The organism is Kangiella geojedonensis (genome assembly GCF_000981765.1).
Classification (GTDB): Bacteria; Pseudomonadota; Gammaproteobacteria; order Enterobacterales; family Kangiellaceae; genus Kangiella; species Kangiella geojedonensis.
Window position 1 is genome coordinate 1,738,920 of record NZ_CP010975.1, and the last position, 19,221, is coordinate 1,758,140.

The 19,221-nt window shown below is 43.3% G+C and carries 21 protein-coding genes; 13 read left to right on the plus strand and 8 right to left on the minus strand.

Annotated elements, in window-relative coordinates; genetic code table 11:
* Positions 1-193: 193 nt before the first annotated feature.
* The 6 genes from TQ33_RS11910 to TQ33_RS07820 all read left to right on the plus strand — a co-directional run bounded on the left by TQ33_RS11910 (position 194) and on the right by TQ33_RS07820 (position 3,567).
* Positions 194-373: a hypothetical protein gene (locus TQ33_RS11910; RefSeq protein WP_052735248.1), complete on the plus strand. Its 180-nt coding sequence runs from the start codon at positions 194-196 to the stop codon at positions 371-373.
* Positions 357-1,061: a hypothetical protein gene (locus TQ33_RS07800; protein ID WP_052735249.1), complete on the plus strand. Its 705-nt coding sequence runs from the start codon at positions 357-359 to the stop codon at positions 1,059-1,061. The genes TQ33_RS11910 and TQ33_RS07800 overlap by 17 nt, the downstream gene beginning before the upstream one ends.
* Position 1,062: 1 nt before the next feature.
* Complete coding sequence (locus TQ33_RS07805; protein WP_046561555.1) at positions 1,063-1,542, plus strand: hypothetical protein; 480 nt, start codon at positions 1,063-1,065, stop codon at positions 1,540-1,542.
* A 67-nt stretch (positions 1,543-1,609) separates the two neighbouring features.
* On the plus strand, positions 1,610-1,870 hold the full coding sequence (locus TQ33_RS07810; RefSeq protein WP_046561556.1) for an RNA recognition motif domain-containing protein: 261 nt from the start codon (positions 1,610-1,612) through the stop codon (positions 1,868-1,870).
* Between the two features lie 36 nt (positions 1,871-1,906).
* Positions 1,907-2,203: a hypothetical protein gene (locus tag TQ33_RS07815; protein ID WP_046561557.1), complete on the plus strand. Its 297-nt coding sequence runs from the start codon at positions 1,907-1,909 to the stop codon at positions 2,201-2,203.
* Positions 2,204-2,283: 80 nt separating this feature from the next.
* Positions 2,284-3,567 carry a sensor domain-containing phosphodiesterase gene (locus TQ33_RS07820; protein WP_052735250.1) on the plus strand — a complete coding sequence of 428 codons (1,284 nt, stop codon included), beginning with the start codon at positions 2,284-2,286 and terminating at the stop codon, positions 3,565-3,567.
* A gap of 4 nt (positions 3,568-3,571) precedes the next feature.
* On the opposite strand, the gene TQ33_RS07825 is transcribed toward TQ33_RS07820, so the two are convergent.
* Complete coding sequence (locus TQ33_RS07825) at positions 3,572-4,081, minus strand: YdbT family protein (RefSeq protein ID WP_046561558.1); 510 nt, start codon at positions 4,079-4,081, stop codon at positions 3,572-3,574.
* 141 nt (positions 4,082-4,222) lie between these two features.
* On the opposite strand from TQ33_RS07825, the gene TQ33_RS07830 reads away from it, so the two are divergent.
* Positions 4,223-4,792 carry a hypothetical protein gene (locus TQ33_RS07830; RefSeq protein ID WP_046561559.1) on the plus strand — a complete coding sequence of 190 codons (570 nt, stop codon included), beginning with the start codon at positions 4,223-4,225 and terminating at the stop codon, positions 4,790-4,792.
* A gap of 56 nt (positions 4,793-4,848) precedes the next feature.
* Here the strand turns inward: TQ33_RS07830 and ruvA are convergent, their stop codons facing one another.
* From ruvA to aspS, 4 genes are all read right to left on the minus strand, one after another.
* On the minus strand, positions 4,849-5,466 hold the full coding sequence (gene ruvA / locus TQ33_RS07835; protein WP_046561560.1) for a Holliday junction branch migration protein RuvA: 618 nt from the start codon (positions 5,464-5,466) through the stop codon (positions 4,849-4,851).
* Positions 5,463-5,993, minus strand: a complete 531-nt coding sequence (gene ruvC, locus TQ33_RS07840) for a crossover junction endodeoxyribonuclease RuvC (RefSeq protein WP_046561561.1) — start codon at positions 5,991-5,993, stop codon at positions 5,463-5,465. Before ruvC ends, ruvA begins: the two co-directional genes overlap by 4 nt.
* 409 nt (positions 5,994-6,402) lie before the next feature.
* A complete protein-coding gene (locus TQ33_RS07845; RefSeq protein WP_046561562.1) occupies positions 6,403-7,146 on the minus strand; it encodes a YebC/PmpR family DNA-binding transcriptional regulator in 744 nt (247 codons plus the stop codon).
* Positions 7,147-7,391: 245 nt separating this feature from the next.
* Positions 7,392-9,152: an aspartate--tRNA ligase gene (aspS, locus tag TQ33_RS07850; protein ID WP_046561563.1), complete on the minus strand. Its 1,761-nt coding sequence runs from the start codon at positions 9,150-9,152 to the stop codon at positions 7,392-7,394.
* Between the two features lie 297 nt (positions 9,153-9,449).
* On the opposite strand from aspS, the gene TQ33_RS07855 reads away from it, so the two are divergent.
* Complete coding sequence (locus TQ33_RS07855) at positions 9,450-11,150, plus strand: lysophospholipid acyltransferase family protein (RefSeq protein WP_046561564.1); 1,701 nt, start codon at positions 9,450-9,452, stop codon at positions 11,148-11,150.
* A gap of 173 nt (positions 11,151-11,323) precedes the next feature.
* The gene (locus TQ33_RS07860) at positions 11,324-11,674 is read left to right on the plus strand and encodes a VOC family protein (RefSeq protein ID WP_046561565.1); all 351 of its coding nucleotides are present in this window, start codon (positions 11,324-11,326) and stop codon (positions 11,672-11,674) included.
* 12 nt (positions 11,675-11,686) lie between these two features.
* Here the strand turns inward: TQ33_RS07860 and TQ33_RS07865 are convergent, their stop codons facing one another.
* Both TQ33_RS07865 and dapE read right to left on the minus strand, forming a co-directional pair.
* Complete coding sequence (locus TQ33_RS07865) at positions 11,687-12,091, minus strand: VOC family protein (RefSeq protein WP_046561566.1); 405 nt, start codon at positions 12,089-12,091, stop codon at positions 11,687-11,689.
* Between the two features lie 89 nt (positions 12,092-12,180).
* The gene (gene dapE / locus TQ33_RS07870; protein WP_052735251.1) at positions 12,181-13,398 is read right to left on the minus strand and encodes a succinyl-diaminopimelate desuccinylase; all 1,218 of its coding nucleotides are present in this window, start codon (positions 13,396-13,398) and stop codon (positions 12,181-12,183) included.
* A gap of 190 nt (positions 13,399-13,588) precedes the next feature.
* On the opposite strand from dapE, the gene TQ33_RS07875 reads away from it, so the two are divergent.
* Positions 13,589-15,238 carry an amidohydrolase gene (locus TQ33_RS07875; RefSeq protein WP_046561567.1) on the plus strand — a complete coding sequence of 550 codons (1,650 nt, stop codon included), beginning with the start codon at positions 13,589-13,591 and terminating at the stop codon, positions 15,236-15,238.
* 45 nt (positions 15,239-15,283) lie between these two features.
* Here the strand turns inward: TQ33_RS07875 and TQ33_RS07880 are convergent, their stop codons facing one another.
* Positions 15,284-15,535 carry a hypothetical protein gene (locus TQ33_RS07880; protein WP_046561568.1) on the minus strand — a complete coding sequence of 84 codons (252 nt, stop codon included), beginning with the start codon at positions 15,533-15,535 and terminating at the stop codon, positions 15,284-15,286.
* Between the two features lie 195 nt (positions 15,536-15,730).
* Between TQ33_RS07880 and TQ33_RS07885 the strand changes: the two genes are divergently transcribed.
* The 3 genes from TQ33_RS07885 to TQ33_RS07895 are packed head-to-tail and all read left to right on the plus strand — an operon-like array spanning position 15,731 to position 19,193.
* Entirely contained in the window at positions 15,731-17,449 is a 1,719-nt protein-coding gene (locus TQ33_RS07885; protein WP_046561569.1) for a proline--tRNA ligase, read from the plus strand.
* A 14-nt stretch (positions 17,450-17,463) separates the two neighbouring features.
* The gene (locus tag TQ33_RS07890; protein ID WP_046561570.1) at positions 17,464-18,030 is read left to right on the plus strand and encodes a transglycosylase SLT domain-containing protein; all 567 of its coding nucleotides are present in this window, start codon (positions 17,464-17,466) and stop codon (positions 18,028-18,030) included.
* 2 nt (positions 18,031-18,032) lie between these two features.
* Positions 18,033-19,193 (plus strand): patatin-like phospholipase family protein, encoded by a 1,161-nt coding sequence (locus TQ33_RS07895; protein WP_046561571.1) that lies wholly within the window; start codon positions 18,033-18,035, stop codon positions 19,191-19,193.
* Positions 19,194-19,221: the final 28 nt, after the last annotated feature.

Below are 19,221 nucleotides of genomic sequence, written 5' to 3' on the forward strand. Positions count from 1 at the left end.
AAAAGAGCTGAGGAAGATGGAATTAGACGCTCAAAACAGAAGTAACGACAATACATTAAACAATTAGATTAGCTAGCTGGTACTCCGCAAGTCAATCGCGACGATTTTTGGAATATACTCCAATACCTGTATTTCAATAGGCAATAGTTTATGATTTAATTACATCTTAAATAAATCTAAAGCAAGGATCGCTATGTCTAACTCAGTTCAGACCCACCCCTTAAAACACAAACTAAAAACTAATCGTCATGAAGTTTTCGTCTTATCCATTGATGCTTTTGATGCTATTCTCAAAGAATCAGGCGTCCACTTCAAACAGTCCGATAAAAACTCTTGGGAAAAACACAAGAGTAAAATTGGGGGCTGCTGCTAACTTTGCACCTCACGCTCAAGGAGCAGCCTCAGTTTCGAGGCTAGTAGGTGATCTTGGGGCAGTTGGTGTTAAAGCTTATTACAAAACATACGGCGGAAACACCCACATTATTCTTAAAGGTAATCCTAGACTACGAAAAGTTCTAACCGGTACAAAATATGCCGCCAATAACACCAAGGTCGTTACCATGGGCTTAGGTAAGAGTGGAGCGATTGGTGCGGCAAAAACAGGGGGCTTGTTTTCAGTAGCCATAATGTCGTCGTACAGGGTGGCAGATTACTTCTTGAATGATAGAACAACCTTAAACCAACTGATAGGCTCACTTGCAACTGACATTACCAAAATAGCAATCTCCACGGGGCTTTCGATCGCATTGGCTACAACCGAAGCTGTTGCTGTTTTTGCTGCTGGACCATTAATTGCTGTAGTTGCAATCGGCTTTATTGCAACAGTTGGCCTAGATTACCTTGATAAGAAGTATAAAATTACAGAAAAGCTCGTTGCTGCTTTGGATCAAGCTGAACAAAATTTAAAGAACAATATTGAAGAGAAGAAAAAAGAAGCGCTTAGCGTAACAGGCGAAGCATTAGGCCATGTTGTTGACTACACCATAGAATATGGCAAACGCAAAATTATAAACTGGATCAGCGAATCAACTAAAAGATCAGTACCTAGCTTTGGAAGATGAAATGCCCCCACTAAAACAAAAACTAATTAACTATTTTGGTATTTTAGTGCTCCTTGTTCTATCAGTGCTTTCTGGGTATGCTGCAATATCTTCAGTTGGACTAGCACTTAGACACTTTTCTGCAACCCCACCAGAGGTTATCATTTTTAACCGCGGTTTTGTCATGAGCTTGGGGGCATTTATTACCCTATCAGCCTTTTTGATTGCATCAATTGCACACGAGCTCGGAGCTTTAATAAAGCATCCAAAGCTAGCTAAGGGAATTATGGTATCAGCTGTTAGTGGAATTGCTTTGTTGTTTACTCTAGGTTTTATTAGCCAATACACATACGATAACTACTTTGTTAAAAGTCGAGATTATACTGTTTGCAAGGACGCATCAAGTCAATGGCTTTTCCTTAAAACTACCGTATATACAAAAAAAAACCAACCTCTTGCCCAAACGAAGTGCTTTAATTGTTTAAACAGTTTTAGCCCGTAATTTCAAAAGCTATCGTTACCGACAAATGGTATGATGCGCTATACATTTTGTTGATTAGACGTTTAATATGAAAATATTGGTTAGAAACCTAGCTCGCACGACCACTGAAGAGCAAGTTACTGAACTATTTGAAGAGTATGGTACTGTTCAGTGGTGCAAATTAGTTATGGATAAAGCCACGGGCAAGTCGAAAGGCTTTGGTTTTGTTGAAATGCCTAAGCCTGGTGAAGCCAAGGTGGCGGTTAAGAACCTTAATGCTCGAAGTGTGGATGGCAATAAGATTCGTGTTAAAAAAGCGGAAGATAATACCGATAAAGCCAGTAACTGAGTAATCTATATGTAAAACAAAGAGACTATAGTTACAGTGAATAATAAGCGTAAAACGAGAGCCTTCAACCGCCCGGTTGGAGGTAAGCTCAATCAAGCCCTCTCTCTTAAGACTAAAATTATCGTGTTCGTGGTTGTTTTTATCGCCGTAATTATTTTTGGGATTTCCTACCTAGGGTTTCAGAAAGGTGCTTTATTTTCATCGGGGCTAATGATAGTTATACTGGCTGTATTATTACGTACGCCACATGACATCAAAACTCGCGAAAAAATACTTAAAGATAAACCATTGTTATCAAAAAAGCCCAAAAGAAAAAACATTTCTCACCATTAGACTATTACCGACGGGGCCTCAGTTGAAGCTTGCGTAATTAAAGAGTACTCTTATCAGAGTCTAGTTCAAGAGGAGTGAACATGGATTCAGAAACTGACTCAACAAATAGCAATGCCGTCAATTTGGATTTTTTAAAAGGTTTTTTTGACCTCAGTCTAAACTCACTTGATGACGATTGGACTGATCTTGTACAAAAGCTATTAAATTCACTTAGACTTCATCTCAATATGGAAGTGGCATTTCTGAGTGAGTTCGTAAACGGCAAACGACGTTTTAAGATTATTAGTCAAGCAAACCACTCAAACATACAGGTTGGGGACGAAGACAGCCTAGAAGACAGTTATTGTTTCCATATAGTGCAAAACCACCTACCGCAACTGATTAAAAGTACCACGCAACACAAAATCACTCGTGAACTAGAGGTTACTGAAACCCTTAACATTGGCTCCTATATTGGCGTTCCTGTTGTGCTAACCGATGGAAAAACTTATGGAACTTTGTGTGCTTTTAAAGGAGTTTCAGATTCTCGGCTTAACCAGAAAGACTTGGCGTACGTAAAAGTCTTGGCTGATATCAGCGCCACCATCATTGAGATTCAGAAAAGTCATGCATCTCAAGACTCACAGCTGAAGAGTGAGTTAAAGAAAATTATAGACAGTAATGATGATTTTACGGTCAAACTCCACCCAATTGTTGATCTCAATACAGGCCAAGTTAGCGGCTATGAAGCATTAAGTCGCATCAAAAGTGGCAGCGAAGAGTGGCCACCAGATAAGTTTTTTGAGTCTGCCGTTTACGTTGGTCTATCTGAGCAAGCGACACAAAAGGTTCTTCTTGCAGCTAAAAATGCTTTGTCAGTTATCCCTAGGGACACCAATTTTTATATCAATATTACTCCTGACTTACTCGCAAAAGAATCATTTGTAGCCTCAATACAGAATTCTGATTTTCCTCTGAATCAGCTTGTTCTGGAAATTACTGAACATAGTTTAATTGATGACTACCATGCTGTTTCACAATTATTATCTCCTCTCAGAGAGAAAGGGATGAGAGTTGCTGTTGATGACGCAGGAGCTGGCTATTCGAGTTTACGTCATGTGATTGCTCTTTCTCCGGACATCGTCAAACTTGATATGACACTCACCCAAAATATTTATCGCAATCAAACAAAGCAGTCTTTAATTAAGGCGCTAAAGAGCTTCGCCAAAGATAGAAACTTTGAGCTTGTGGCCGAAGGTATCGAAACACCTCAAGAGCTTAAAACTTTACAAAATATAGGCATTAACTACGGTCAGGGTTACCTATTCGATAAACCACAGTATGCAGATTATTTTATCGGTAAACAGAAATATGATATCAAATGAGTCGTTAGCTAGATGATTCGGTCAAGCTCTGTTTTAATTTTTGTGGGGAATCCGTCGTCACCACTAGTGCTCTTTGTCCATTCATAAATTCAATTTTAACTGCGTCAGGCGCTCTGCCTATATACCCTGTTTGTTTAATCGCAATTCGATAGCCATAACCCAAAAAATCAGCTGCAGGGTTTCCTTCATAGACTTCAATGCTTGATATTGAGTCTAAAGGGAATTTTCTTTTGCCAATCACCCCTAGGCTCATTGTTAGGGTGTCATTACTGACTCGAGTGGTGATTTTGAGACGCGAAACATAGTAGGTTAACAGTGCAGTACCCACAAAAATAACCAAGGCCCATGTCGCAGGAAGTGCATTTTCACCAACTGGTTGCTCAAGAAATTCTTGCGCGATATACATATAGCCAAACAATCCCATCACAATAACCAGCAGCACAATAGCAGCGGCAATCATCTTTGGAGGCATCATTGGCTGTATTTCTTGGTAACGATACTTATTTTTTGGCATAGCGCTTATTCGGCTTCTGTTAAAAGGGGCAGTTTAGTTGATTCTTTTACCTCGGTGCAACCTTTAAGCATTTGCCCTATTCCTATAAAAGTTTTAGACTCAACGTATATTATTTATACAAAACAATAAGATAGGACTAGCATGAAACGACTCTATGTCATGTATGTATCGTTATTTCTAATATTACTACTGGCCTCACTTTCAACCGAAGCGGCCGGTACAAATTCTCATATCACGAAAGAAGAAGCCGCTTTATGGGCTGAAGCATTCGGAGAAACGATCACAACAAAGGAACCTAAGCCAGAATCAGTAGGCAAAGATACATCAGCATTAACCAATATTAGTGGTGTTTGGGTAGGTTATTACGAATATGACAAACCTAAGGGGCAACCAGCAGGTATGTTTAATGCGGTGATTCGTGATCTTGGCGAGCAATTTGCAATCAGCTTTTTAGAGCCCCGCAATAGGCAAGATGAATATGTACAGTGGGCAGTAAATACCAGCGCCAAAAGGCAAGGAAGGTACATTGAGTTTACCAAGGTGTATGGGCATAACGAAAACACACAAATTCAATACAACCTAACGATTAGGCATGATGGAGCCATCATGGATGGAACCTGGAAGATTGACGACAGGACGTATGGTCGAGCTTTTTTCTACAAAGTAGACTTACAAGAATTAAAAGAAATTAAGCAACAAGCTGCTGATTAGCCGTCAATAATAGTAATAAACATTCATAGAAAGCTGCACACTAGGTGCAGCTTTTTTTATCCTGCCAATTGTCGTAATGCCAAACGAATGAGCTCTTCGCTTTTTAGGCCTTCGCTCTCAACTTGTGCCACAGCTTTACTCGCTTGTTGGGGTTTGTAGCCCAACGCCACAAGAGCGCTTACCGCTTCTTGAGTAACGTCACCAGTACGAGGAGCGCTGGAAGCAGGCGCGTCGGTTTCTCCTGAACTAGGGAGCCCAGAAACCGACCAGTCTTTTAAGCGATCGGACATTTCAACCAATAAGCGTTCGGCCGTTTTCTTGCCAACACCAGGCAGTTTTACCAGTCGATCCACATTACCGTCGTGCACAGTCATCACAAACTCATCCGCTTCCATACCCGACAAAATCGCTAGCGCTAGTTTTGGCCCAACGCCATTAACTTTGATTAACTCACGAAATAGGGTTTTGTCTTTATTGCTGATAAAGCCATAAAGCGCATGAAGATTTTCAGAGATAGAAAGGTGTGTGGCAACAATCGCTTCAGCGCCCTCTTCAGGCAGCTGGTAAAAAGTTGTCATCGGCACCTGGATTTCGTAACCCACACCAGCACTGGTTTCAATAATGATAAATGGCGGTGTTTTTTCTATCAGTGTTCCGCGTATTCGACCTATCAACGTAATCGTCCTCTTGCTATTGTTTTTGCCCCTTTGAGCTGCGCTAAGCCTTGAGTGGTATTAGCATGACAAAGCGCGATGGCCAGGGCATCTGCGGCGTCAGCTTGTGGGCTTGAAGATAATTTAAGTAACATTTTAACCATGTGTTGAACTTGTGTTTTATCTGCAGCACCAGTACCAACCACGGATTGCTTCACTTTTCTAGCTGGGTACTCAAACACTGGCAACGCATAGTGAGAAGCGCTAACAATGGCGGCACCGCGCGCCTGCCCGAGTTTCAATGCTGAGTCCGCATTTTTCGACATGAACACAGACTCAATGGCAAACTCATCAGGTTTGAATTCTAGAATCAACTCACACACGCTATCAAAGATCTGTTTTAGCTTAAGATCTAACGATTCATTCTTAATACGAATACAGCCGCTGGTTATATAACGTGGTTTATTCGCAGGAATATCACCGCCGACTTCGATAATTCCAAAGCCTGTGATGCGCGAGCCGGGGTCGATTCCTAAAATTATCGACATTTATAATTCCAAAAAGACATGGTCTGGTGCGTTAATGCATGAATTGAAAATATCATACCATGACTAAAAAATATTGCTGTGGGATTTTGTTTGAAACAACCATAGTGTGGATTAGACTTAAACACCTAACCTTCCCTATGAGCTAGAAATGAATTAGATGCCGCTGAGGCGTGGGGAAAGCTAGTTATTGAGCTAAAACGTTCCAGGTGGTGCTCAGTTGTATTAGAGTTTAAGCGTCAGTTGTAATGACTAGACGCACGGAGTCTTAGTAAAGCTAGCCTATCCAAATCTAGAAATGAATTAGATGCAGCTGAGGCGCGGCAAAAGTTTTATAAAAAGCGGAGTTTACAAAATGTAAATGAGCACTTTTATACAACTTTTAACAAAGCCTCAGCAAATATAAACATTTCTATAGGTTGTCGTAGGATTCCGCTGGTATATCCGCATTCGTATAGACGTTTTGAGTATCGTCCAGTTCTTCCAAACGATCAATCAAGCGAATCACTTTAGCACCTTCAGAAACGTCCAGTTCAGCTTGAGTCGACGGCAACATAGTAACTTCGGCATTTTCCGCATCAAAGCCAGCTGCTTTTAGCGCATCTTTAACGTCTAAGAAATCTTCTGGTGTGGTTAAAACTTCAAATGAACCATCATCGTGAGCAATAAAATCCTCAGCACCAGCTTCCAGAGCAGCTTCCATCAACTCGTCTTCGTTATAATTATCACCAAAAACAAATTGACCACGCTTATCGAATAGATATGCAACCGAACCACTCGTACCTAAGTTACCCCCATGCTTTGTAAAAGCATGGCGCACTTCACCAACGGTGCGGTTTTTGTTATCGGTCATACACTCTACAAGAATAGCGACACCGCCGGGACCATAACCTTCGTAGTTTAATTCTTCGTAGTTATCGCCTTCCGCATTACCTGTACCGCGATCAACGGCTTTTTCGATGGTGTCTTTTTTCATGTTAGCGCCAAGCGCTTTATCCATTGCGGCACGTAGACGAGGATTATCATTAGGATCGCCGCCACCTTCACGAGCAGCTACGACTAGCTCACGAATGATTTTAGTGAATATTTTTCCACGCTTTGCGTCTTGGGCTGCTTTGCGGTGTTTAATATTAGCCCATTTACTGTGACCCGCCATTTTATACTCCTCTCGAACTTTTGGTCGTCACAATTTCTTTGTTATAAAGTTTGTTCGAGCTTGTCATTTACAGGCTGTAAAATCCGCACTCTCTCAAACTTTATGCCTTGAAATTGTTTAGCCCAAAGCGCTCTCCTACCTTGAGCCTTCCTAATTCAATCGAACTTAACAACCTTCTTTTCTTTACAATTTACTCTACTTTAAACTGTCATTCCGTGCTGCGACACGGAATCTTAAACCTTGAGTTACTCGCCTTTCTTCTTAACTTCGATACTCAGCTCATCAAGTAACTTGTCTTCAATATTACTTGGCGCCTGTGTTAATGGGCAGCTGGCTGTCGTCGTTTTCGGGAACGCGATAACGTCGCGAATAGAGTCGGCACCAACCATCAACATGACTAATCGGTCTAAGCCGAATGCCAAACCACCATGTGGAGGGCAGCCGAACTTTAAGGCATCGAGCAAGAAACCAAATTTTTCACGTTGCTCTGTTTCATCAATACCTAGGATACCAAATACGGCTTCTTGCATTGCTTCGCTATGAATACGAACCGAGCCACCACCAACTTCGCTACCGTTTAGAACCATGTCGTAGGCTTTAGATAAAGTCCCTGTCGGGTCCTTTTTCACAGCATCGACATCGTCTTCCTTCGGCGCGGTGAATGGATGGTGTAATGCATGCACTTGACCATCAATTTCTTCAAACATTGGGAAGTCGACCACCCATAACGGCTTCCACTCGTCTTTCACTAACTCTAAATCTTGAGCTGTTTTCAGACGAAGCGCGCTCATTGCATCGGCAACCGTCATCTTCGTATCTGAACCGAAGAAGATGATATCGCCTTCTTCTGCGCCCACTTTTTCGATGATCTTAAGCGCAACCTCGTCGCCCAAGAACTTTAACACTGGGCTTTGAATACCCTCTGCGCCAGCGCCATTAATCTTCATCCACGCCAAGCCTTTAGCGCCATAAACGCCAACAAACTTGGTGTATTCGTCGATCTGTTTACGGCTGAACTGTGCGCCGCCCGGAACACGTAACGCGGCTACACGACTCTTTTCGTCGTTAGCAGGGCCAGCGAATACTTTAAACTCGACGTTTTTAACCAATTCATCGACCGTGACTAACTCTGTGTCCATACGCAAGTCTGGTTTATCAGAACCGTAACGCTCCATGGCTTCCGCATACGGCATACGCGGAAATTCTGGTAGGTCGATATCTTTCAGTTCTTTGAACAGGTGACGGATAAGCCCTTCCATCAGCTGCATAATTTCTTCTTGGCTTAGAAATGACGTTTCAATATCCAGTTGAGTGAATTCTGGCTGGCGATCGGCACGCAAATCTTCATCACGGAAACACTTAACAATCTGGTAGTAGCGGTCAAAGCCCGACATCATCAACAGCTGTTTAAACAACTGAGGCGATTGTGGCAGCGCATAAAAAGAGCCTTTATGCACACGACTTGGCACTAAATAGTCACGCGCACCTTCTGGAGTGGCTTTGGTCAAAATAGGCGTTTCAACGTCAATAAAGCCATGCTCATCCATGTAACGGCGCATAGCACTAGTCACTTTATGACGGAATATAATCTTCTGCGCCATTTCAGGACGACGCAAATCCAAATAACGGTATTTCAGGCGTTGCTCTTCCGAAGCTTCTAAATTTTCGTCGATCGGAATGGCTGGTGGCTTAGCACGGTTCAGAATTTCAATCTCTTGCGCTAGCACTTCAATCTCGCCTGAAGCCATGTTTTTATTAACCATATCATCAGGACGTGCACGCACTTGGCCTTTTACCTGAACCACAAATTCATTGCGTAATTGCTCGGCTAAACTGAAAAGCTCTTTAAAATCAGGATCTACAACCACTTGGATCACACCCGTACGGTCGCGTAACTGTAAAAAGATTAAGCCACCAAGGTCACGACGGCGATGCACCCAGCCTGATAAAGTAACCGATTGATTTTCTTCGTTTTTTGATAATTCACCACAGTAGTGGCTGCGCATTTCAGTTGCCATAATTCTAATTTCTGCCTGATGCTTGATGTCTGATTAATACAATATGATTTAAAACTCTGCTGGGCGCTATTCCATCAAGCGCCCGAAAGACGCCATATAGTACGTGAGACAAGGGTTTGTCGCAAGTTAGGACTCGACTGTCACCCCATAAATTTTGTCACAAAAGCGTCTTATGTCTGCCATTCCGCTGTCACATTACCCTTAGATAATGCCAGCTATGAAGAAATACTTGCAAAGAAACTGTCATAAATCTCTAACTAACGACTTCCCTAGGGAGATGACGCCATGATTGACAGCAAAGAAGTGGTAGAACAATTCCTTCCACAGCTTGATAAATCACCAAAACTTCAATCGGGTGCGACTCGTCTGCTCGCCCGACTGTTTCACCAAGACGAAGTCAATGACTTCATCAAACAACACGAGCATATGTCACACGTTGACTTTCTTGAGGTTGTTAATCAGCGACTCGGGCTGAGCTATACCGTTTCTAACTCAAGCTTAGAAAACATACCCGTTTCAGGCAGGGTGGTCATTATCGCGAATCACCCCCTCGGTTCACTTGATGGACTTGCTCTGCTTGCACTGGTTCACTCAGTTAGAAAAGACGTCAAAATTGTCGTTAACGAGCTACTTTGGTCAATGTCGCCCTTACGTCCCTTCTTTTTACCCATCAACAATATGACGAAAGGTAAAAACCCCAAAGCAAAACTTCAAAACATTCAGCAAGCTTTAGAAGCAGAGGAAGCTGTTATTTTCTTCCCTGCTGGTGAGGTATCTCGTTTATCCTACAAAGGAATTCGTGATGGCAGATGGCGCTCCGGATTCTTGAAAATGGCGAAACACACCAAAGCCCCGATATTACCGGTTCATGTGGGTGGCAAGAACTCACGCTTTTTCTATGGCTTTTCTATGATTGCGAAGCCGCTCAGCGCATTATTCCTAGTTCGTGAAATGTTTAAGAATGTATCGCTGACATTGCCGATCAAGGTTGGAAAAATGATTCCTTACTCATCCTTTAGCGGTATGTTACCGAGCAGTAAAGAAAGCATTACTCGTTTCAAGCAACACGTATATGGTTTAAAGCGTGAACGTGACGAGCTGTTCGAAACTGAGCGCGCCATAGCTCACCCTGAAAGTCGCAAAGTGCTGATTGAAGAATTAAAGCAGTGTGCGCAGATTGGCGAAACCTCAGACGGTAAAAGCATTTATCTACTGGAAGACACCTCAGAGTCGGCGCTGTTGCGAGAAATCGGTCGTTTGAGAGAAATTGCTTTTCGCGCAGTCGGCGAAGGAACTGGAAATCGTCGCGACATGGACAAGTTCGATTATTATTACAAACACATCGTCCTGTGGGATAAAAACGATATGGAAGTCGTAGGGAGCTATCGTATCGCCGATATTCATAAACTTGATGAATCGCATACTCTGTACTCAGAAACCTTGTTTAGCTATGAAGAAAGCTTACAAAAGAAGTTTCCAACCGCGATGGAGTTAGGCAGAAGCTTTATACAACCCAAGTATTGGGGCAAGCGAAGCTTGGATTATTTATGGTTCGGAATCGGTGCTTACATCCGCCAGAACCCACATATTCGCTACCTGTTCGGTTCAGTAAGCTTAAGCAACGACTACCCTGCTTACGCAAAAGACATGCTGGTGTATTACTTTAGTCAATATTATGGCGCGAACATAAACCTAGTCCGCTCTTTTAATCCGTATCGGATCAAGCCAGTGCAAAAAGCTAAACTTGAACGCCTCTTTAATCATCTTGAACAAGCCGAGGCTTTTAAAGTGTTGAAGCAAGAGCTTTCGAACATGGGTGTGACTGTACCCACGTTATTCAAACAATACAGCGATCTGTGCGAGCCTGGCGGCGTGACCTTCTATGACTTCGGCATTGATCCCGACTTTGGAGACTGTGTTGATAGTGTTGTTTGGATTGATATGTTGAAGCTTAAAGAGAAGAAGCGTAAACGTTATATCGATTAAGCACTATACTCATAACAATAAACTTCTCGTGACATATTTAGCCTGCGAAGCTCCCTATCAGCCTAGCGGGCTTTTCTTTTCATCGCTTTAACGCTATAACTTTAGTAATCAATTTATACATCAAAGAACGCTCACAGATGTCTTAACGGATGTCTCAAGATAGGAAGCTCACTATGAGTCATACGCACATCAATTATGTGGAATTTCCGGCAATAAACCTAACCGCCACACAGTTATTTTTTGAGAAAGCCTTTGGTTGGAGTTTTACCAGCTATGGTCCTGAGTACCTTGCCTTTAGCGACTCAGGCGTTGAAGGTGGCTTTTACCAATCAGAACTCAAGTCCCTCACAGATAACGGTAGCGTTTTAGTGGTGCTTTACACCAAGCAATTAGAGGATACGTTAAAAACAGTCGAAGAAAACGGTGGCTCAATAGTAAAGCCCATATTTTCATTCCCTGGCGGCAGACGTTTTCACTTCACTGAGCCTAGCGGTAATGAACTGGCAGTTTGGTCCGATCAATAACGATTTTCAAGACTAAATCTGTGAGCGTAATTCTACCGTATTACCTTGTGGGTCTTGAATATAAAGCGACTGGCCAAAGCCTTGCGCCCCATAGCGCTCATCAAACTCACCGACATGAACCCCGTGAGATTTTAAGTGCTCTAAAATAGCGCTTTCGGATATAGGCTTGAGCTGTAAACAAAAGTGGTCAAGATTGTTGTCTTTGTCAGCGGGCGCGTTACCACCAAGCTGTCCCAACTTCCCATCTATGGTCACTAAGTCTATCAATGCTGTTCCCGCTCTCAGTTGAATTAAGCCTAATTCTTTTGAGGTTTCTCGCTCAATAGTGCAGCCAAGAACGTTACAGTAAAAGTCGAGCATTGCATCAAGCTTGTCTGTACGAAGAACGATATGGTCAATAGCGGCTATTTCTAACATAATTTTGTTTCACAATAAGTCATATAACCACAGCTTAGCGCTGGATGCGCTCTAATTCCAGAGAAGCCCTATTGAATGTATCGATGGTTTTATGAGTTATTTTTTATGAGTAATTCTTCTAACAGCCTAAAATATAAATGACACAGCCTATTGAGTTCGCTGATAGACACTCGCTCATTAGCTTGGTGAATAGTTTTGTTGCAGGGCCCTAACTCGATAACCTGTTTCGCTAATTGTTTGATATAACGGCCATCCGAAATACCTCCCCCAGTAGTCAGCTTGGTTTTAATCTGAGTTTCTTGCTGTATCACTTTTTGCACGGTTTTTCTGAGCCTACCGCGGCGCGTTAAGTAAGGGGAAGCTTCGTGCTCCCACGCAAATTTTGCTTCTAAGCCGTATTTATGTGCTTTCTTTTCGACGTATGACTTAATTTTGTCGAATGAATTACGGGGTGAATAGCGGAAGTTAAACACCATCTCCAACGCTGCTGGTGTCACATTCATAGCGCCACTCTCTGAGTGGACTTTCACTAACTGGAAGCTCGTCGATGGGAAGTATCGACTCGGCATATCCCAGCGCTTAGTCGCTAGCTTATGGATTAATTTTGAGGCGTTATGTATCGGGTTACTTAATTGCTCAGGGTATCCAACGTGACCTTGCTTTCCTTGAATGGTGATTGTTCCATTAATGGAACCGCGGCGTCCAATACGTATTGAGTCCCCGAGTTGCTTGTCGGTCGTGGGCTCTCCAACGATGGCATAATCCACGACTTCATGACGAGCCTGAAGCGACTGAACAATATGCTGAGTACCGTCAATCGCCTCACCTTCTTCATCACTGGTCAACATGAATCCGATTGCGCCTTTATGCTGTGGGTACTTCTTCACAAAACTCTCAACGGCGACGATCATGGCAGCTAAGCTTCCTTTCATATCCGAAGCCCCACGCCCATAAATATAACCATCCTTTATCGTCGGCATAAACGGCTCGGTTTCCCACTTGGCATTTTGTCCAGGTGGCACGACATCGGTATGCCCAGAGAACACTAGGCTTGGGTGCTTATCACCTGAGTCACCGCGCTTTGCCCAAAGATTCGTTACCTCGTTTTTATTGAGGTATTCAGTCACAAATCCAATGCTTTCTAATCGACTCAACAGTAGCTCAGTACAGCCACCGTCACTAGGAGTTATTGAAGGGCGCTTAATCAGCTCTTGTGCCAATTCTAGAATAGCGCTTTGATATTTAGCCTGCTCTCTTGGCGCAACAGCGTAGGGTAGATCTGGTAAGCCTCTAAACGATTTAAACATACTTATCCTCTTTTGTTTTGTCATTTATATACGAGGCGCATGACAAAGAGAGGACAAAAATATGACAGTTTGATGTTAGCTTATGAAAATCAATGGTTTATATCTCAACAAGGTTTCTGGACTAGGTACCTTTATATTGCCAATGACTTGTATTAGAGTATGTCAATCCATCGATAAATGTTTATTACACATGAAAAAAACAATTCAAACCTTCATCTCATTATTATTACTTGGATTACTGTGGGTTGGCTCTGCCAAGGCATTACCAACCCTACTGCATAACGTCAAAGGCTACACCTTTGCCGATGGGGAGTTAAAGCAATTTAACAGCATCTTATTTGAAGATGGCGTTATTTTGGCTACTGGTGAGCAGGAAGAACTCTCAAAGCTGCACAGCTTCAGCATTTCTATTGATGGAAAAGGCAAAACCTTATTACCAGGCTTAATTGATGCACACGGTCATTTACTGGGCTTGGGATTAAACCTGATGCGGGTTAATTTACGAGGCATTGAATCCGAAGATGAGACGGTCAAAGCCGTGGTCAGCTATGCAGAGAAAAACCCTGATACACGATGGGTTCTGGGACGCGGTTGGAACCAAGTACTTTGGCTCAGTAAAGAATTCCCAACGAAATCGTCATTGGATAAGGTGATTGCCGATCGCCCTATTTGGCTCAGTCGTATTGATGGACACGCAGGCTGGGCAAACAGTAAAGCACTAAAGCTCGCTGGTATCGATAAGAGCACGCCTGATCCTGAAGGTGGAAAAATCATCCGTGATGAAAACGGCGAAGCGACCGGCGTCTTGATTGATGCGGCGATGAGCTTGGTAGAAAATAAAATACCGCCTCTGAATAAGAAAGAGCGCAAAACAGCGCTAAAACTGGCCTTTGACCACCTCATCAGTCTTGGCATCACTTCCGTTCACGACGCTGGCGTTGACTTTGAAACCTATAAATTAATGCTAGAACTTTCGGACAAGAACCGTATTCCGCTTAGAGTCTATGCCATGCTTAGTGGCGCCGATCCTCGGCTAGAAGCCATGCTGAAATTCGGCAGAGTGAATCAGCCATTTTTAAAGATTCAATCCGTGAAGTTATATACTGACGGCGCGCTAGGTAGTCGTGGCGCAGCCCTACTAGAGCCGTACTCAGACGAGCCTGACAACAAAGGATTACTATTAACCACGGCGGACAAGTTAGGCCAGTACTTAGCACTCATCACTAAGTATGGTTTCCAAACCAACATTCATGCCATTGGTGATGCCGCCAACCATATGGTGCTAGAAGAATTGTCAAAACTGGACGAAGACCGTTCAGCCAAAAAACTTCGTCACCGCATTGAGCACGCCCAAGTAGTGGTTCCAGAAGAAATCCCAATGTTCGCAAAGCTTGGCGTTATCGCTTCAATGCAACCCACTCATGCCACCAGCGATATGAATATGGCTGGTGATCGACTCGGTGAAGAAAGACTGGAAGGCGCGTACGCTTGGCGCACCTTCCTTGATAACGATGTGGTTATTGCTTCAGGCTCAGACTTCCCCGTCGAAAAAGCTAACCCTTTCCTTGGACTTCACGCTGCTGTAACGCGACAAGATTCTGATAATTTGCCAGAAGATGGATGGTTACCGACGCAAAAGCTAACGGTAGCTGAAGCACTAAAAAGCTTCACTATAGACGCGGCTTACGCCAGTTTCTGGGAAAACAAAATTGGGTCTTTAGAAGAAGGGAAACAAGCAGATTTTATCCTAATCGATAAAGACATTTTTACAGTTTCAGAAGACCAAATAGATGACGTCCAAGTGCTAGAAACTTGGATTGAGGGGAAGCGAGTCCACTAAGGGGCTCTTACTTCACAGTAGCAATAAGTCTGGTAAACGCTGGACTTATTGCTTTTGCATTGCCTCTAATTCGCTACGTTTAATACGCTTAACAGGAGGGTTAACCCAGTAGGTATCAAGGTTATGAAGCGAATCTTTTCTGGCCTGCTCAACTAAAGCGACCTTTTCATAATCAATAATATAAACGTACTCATCATCAGCAGAAGATTTAACAATGTAATCTCTTTCTGACGTGGTGCTACAGCCAAAAATCACTGCAGTCGATACAGCAGCTACTAGCATTTTAAAATTAGTCATATATCCTCCAGGTAAAAGAATAAAAAACCATTTCAACGATACTTTTGTCACGTAGACACAACCATTGTACAAAATTTGCACAATAAAATCTTCAAAATGAGCCCATTTATACGATTTACCAGCTTTGTAGCAAATTTAAACCTTGCTACAATAGCCCACAATTTTGATAATTTAGACCAATAACTAGGGACTCCAATGCGTAGCAGTCAATACTTACTTTCTACCCTAAAAGAAGAGCCAAGCGATGCTGAACTGATCAGTCATAAGCTGATGTTGCGAGCAGGTATGATTCGCAAAGTAGCTTCAGGTTTATATACATGGCTGCCGACTGGATTAAGAGTTCTCCGCAAAGTGGAAAACATTGTTCGTGAAGAAATGAATAAAGCTGGCTCAGTTGAAATGCTAATGCCTTCAGTTCAACCTTCAGACTTGTGGGAAGAGTCAGGTCGCTGGGATCAGTTTGGGCCAGAATTACTGCGCTTCCACGATCGTCATGACCGTGACTTCTGCTTGGGCCCAACCCATGAAGAAATCATCACGGCAGTTATTCGTGATGAACTCAGCAGCTACAAACAGTTACCTGCTAATTTTTATCAAATACAAACTAAGTTCCGTGACGAAGTACGCCCTCGCTTTGGCGTCATGCGCTCACGCGAATTCATTATGAAGGACGCTTACTCATTCCATATCGATGAAGAGTCCCTTAATGACACCTATCAGAAAATGCACCAGGCCTACTGTAATGTGTTTGACCGCATAGGGTTGGATTACCGCCCTGTTCTAGCCGACACAGGAGCTATTGGTGGTAGTGGCTCACACGAATTCCATGTATTAGCTGAGTCTGGTGAAGACGCAATTGCCTTTAGTACAGAAAGCGACTATGCCGCCAATATTGAAAAAGCTGAAAGTTTGGCTCCAGAAGGTGATGCACCGGCTCCAACCAAAGAGGTGGAAAAAGTCGCTACGCCAAACTGTCGCACAGTTAAACAAGCGGCGGAATCCATGGGCATTGAAACAAGCCAAGTATTAAAAACCTTGTTTGTCCAAGGCAGCACTGAAGAGCAACCGGTGGTCGCCCTTTGTTTACGTGGCGATCACGACCTTAATGAGATCAAAGCGGCCAAACATAACCTTATCGAAGAACCTTTAGTGCTAGTCAGCGACGATCAAGTCAAAGAGGCTGCAGGTTGCGCGCCAGGCTCTTGTGGTCCTCAAGGTCTCAATATTCCAGTCATTGTTGATCGTGATGCCGCAGTAATGAGTGATTTTGCCTGTGGCGCTAACGAAGACGGCTTCCACCTTACCGGCGTTAACTGGAAACGTGATGCCGAATACACCGACGTTTTCGACTTAAGAAATATTGTTGCTGGCGATAAGAGTCCTGATGGAAAAGGTGTTCTTGAAGTTAAACGTGGTATCGAAGTGGGTCATATTTTCCAGCTTGGGGATAAATACTCACAATCGATGAACTGCACTGTATTGGATCAAAACGGCAAAGCAAAGCACTTATCCATGGGGTGTTATGGCATCGGTGTTTCAAGAATAGTAGCCGCGGCCATTGAACAAAATCATGATGATAGCGGTATTATTTGGCCAGAAGCGATTGCGCCCTTTAAAGTCGCAATTATTCCAATGAATATGCACAAATCTGAAAGTGTGCAGCAGGTGGCCGAAGCTTTATACCAGCGTCTTGAGTCTCTAGGTATAGAAACATTGTTCCTTGATCAAAAAGAAAGCCCTGGAGTCATGTTTGCCAATACTGAGCTTGTTGGGATTCCACACCGCTTGGTGGTCAGCGACCGTGGCTTGAAGAACAATACCATTGAATATAAAAACCGTGACAACAGTGCGAAGGCAGATCTTGAAGTTGAAAATGTTGTCGATTATATTCAAGAAACTCTTAATCAGAATTAAGCAATAGATTCAGGATGTTACGGCTCGTACTCACGACATTAGTGCTGATACTTTGGGTTGCGACTGCATACGCTCAGGAGCGCCCAGATGAAACTTTTGCTGCGCAACTTAAACAGTTGATGGAGCAAGAAAACCACTTTGTCGATAAGTACGATGCTACGGTCTGGATGAAGGATATGGAGGGCCGGCTAAAACGCCGTGCGCCGCATATTCCAGCAGAAGAACGCTTGAAGATTTTAAGCCTAGTTCATCGTTATGCCAATGAAGCGCAAGTTGATCCACAACTTGTGCTCGCCATCATGGAAGTCGAAAGCAACTTTGATCGTTACGCGCTTTCCGTCGCTAACGCGCGCGGGCTGATGCAGATCATGCCATTTTGGAAGAAGGAAATTGGCCACCCTGATGACTCGTTGTTTGATATGGAAACCAACATTCGTTATGGCTGCTATATTTTAAAACTGTATATTGATAGAGAGAAAAACAACCTGACTTACGCTCTAGGTCGCTATAATGGCTCAAGAGGTCGTGCTAAGTACCCGAATAAGGTCTACGCCGCTTTACGCAAACGCTGGGCTCTGTAGACATGACAGACAGCAAAATCGCGAATGATGAAGTCGGTGATAACTCAGCGGGGCTCATTCTTTCTGGAGGCGGTGCTCGAGCTGCCTACCAAGCTGGCGTGTTGAAAGCCGTCAATCATATATTAAAGTCACCAAAACGCTCTCCTTTCAGCATTGTCACAGGCACATCAGCCGGAGCCATTAACGCCGCTGCAGTCGCCAGCAATAGCCATCAATTCGATTATGGTGCTAGACGCTTAGAAGACATTTGGGGAAACTTTTCACCAGAGCAAGTGTATAAAACCAGTTTATCGACGCTGACTCAATCGGCGCTACGTTGGTTGTGGAGCATTATTCGGTCAAAACAAAATTTAAAGCAGCCACTATCCCTCCTAGATAACACGCCTCTAAAAACCTTGCTCGAAAAAGTTATCCGTTTTGATGATATTGAAAAAAACCATGAAGCCGGCCTCCTGAAAGCCGTTTGCACCACCTGCTATAACTATAATACGGGTAACTCTGTCAGCTTTTTTCAGGGGCACCCCGATCTTGTTGAGTGGAAGCGTTTTCGTCGCTATGGGCGTAAAGATAAGCTCACCGTTGAACACTTATTAGCTTCATCAGCAATTCCTATGGTGTTTCCTTCCCAAAAAATTGGCGAGGAACACTTTGGCGATGGCTCACTACGCTTTTTGACACCACTGAGTCCAGCATTACACCTAGGTGCCGATAAGCTTTTTGTGGTGACTGTAAAGCCTCTTCGCGGGGAACCGGAACATAAGTCTACCATTCCTTCGGTGGGTGATATTAGTGGGCATTTATTCGACAGTATTTTTATTGATAGTTTAGAAAGCGATATTGAGCGCTTGATGCGAGTCAATTCTCTGCTGGCACATATTCCAGAGTCTGATGCTGTTCGTGAGCAGCTACCCTTGAAGACAGTTGACACCTTTATTATCTCTCCTAGTATCGAACCAGGAGAGCTGGCGGGCCAATACTTCAATAATCTCCCACGAGGCTTACGCTTTTTCTTTAAGCGTATTGGCGTTGATGGCGACGATGGTAAAGGCATTCTAAGTTATCTATTATTTGATAAAGGCTTTACCCAAAGTCTTATCGAGCTTGGTTATAAAGACGCGATGAATCAAAAGGCTAATATACAGGCCTTTTTCGACCAACCCTGAATTAAAGAGCAAACCTCCCGCAAACGAG

Coding starts and splice junctions, on each gene's coding strand:
- TQ33_RS07895 (WP_046561571.1), top strand. CDS start 18,033: ATGACAGACAGCAAAATCGCGAATGATGAAGTCGGTGATAACTCAGCG.
- TQ33_RS07820 (WP_052735250.1), top strand. CDS start 2,284: ATGGATTCAGAAACTGACTCAACAAATAGCAATGCCGTCAATTTGGAT.
- TQ33_RS07805 (WP_046561555.1), top strand. CDS start 1,063: ATGCCCCCACTAAAACAAAAACTAATTAACTATTTTGGTATTTTAGTG.
- TQ33_RS07855 (WP_046561564.1), top strand. CDS start 9,450: ATGATTGACAGCAAAGAAGTGGTAGAACAATTCCTTCCACAGCTTGAT.
- TQ33_RS07880 (WP_046561568.1), bottom strand. CDS start 15,535: ATGACTAATTTTAAAATGCTAGTAGCTGCTGTATCGACTGCAGTGATT.
- TQ33_RS07845 (WP_046561562.1), bottom strand. CDS start 7,146: ATGGCGGGTCACAGTAAATGGGCTAATATTAAACACCGCAAAGCAGCC.
- TQ33_RS07875 (WP_046561567.1), top strand. CDS start 13,589: ATGAAAAAAACAATTCAAACCTTCATCTCATTATTATTACTTGGATTA.
- TQ33_RS07830 (WP_046561559.1), top strand. CDS start 4,223: ATGAAACGACTCTATGTCATGTATGTATCGTTATTTCTAATATTACTA.
- TQ33_RS07890 (WP_046561570.1), top strand. CDS start 17,464: ATGTTACGGCTCGTACTCACGACATTAGTGCTGATACTTTGGGTTGCG.
- TQ33_RS07885 (WP_046561569.1), top strand. CDS start 15,731: ATGCGTAGCAGTCAATACTTACTTTCTACCCTAAAAGAAGAGCCAAGC.
- TQ33_RS07860 (WP_046561565.1), top strand. CDS start 11,324: ATGAGTCATACGCACATCAATTATGTGGAATTTCCGGCAATAAACCTA.
- ruvC (WP_046561561.1), bottom strand. CDS start 5,993: ATGTCGATAATTTTAGGAATCGACCCCGGCTCGCGCATCACAGGCTTT.
- TQ33_RS07825 (WP_046561558.1), bottom strand. CDS start 4,081: ATGCCAAAAAATAAGTATCGTTACCAAGAAATACAGCCAATGATGCCT.
- aspS (WP_046561563.1), bottom strand. CDS start 9,152: ATGCGCAGCCACTACTGTGGTGAATTATCAAAAAACGAAGAAAATCAA.
- TQ33_RS07865 (WP_046561566.1), bottom strand. CDS start 12,091: ATGTTAGAAATAGCCGCTATTGACCATATCGTTCTTCGTACAGACAAG.
- TQ33_RS11910 (WP_052735248.1), top strand. CDS start 194: ATGTCTAACTCAGTTCAGACCCACCCCTTAAAACACAAACTAAAAACT.
- TQ33_RS07810 (WP_046561556.1), top strand. CDS start 1,610: ATGAAAATATTGGTTAGAAACCTAGCTCGCACGACCACTGAAGAGCAA.
- dapE (WP_052735251.1), bottom strand. CDS start 13,398: ATGTTTAAATCGTTTAGAGGCTTACCAGATCTACCCTACGCTGTTGCG.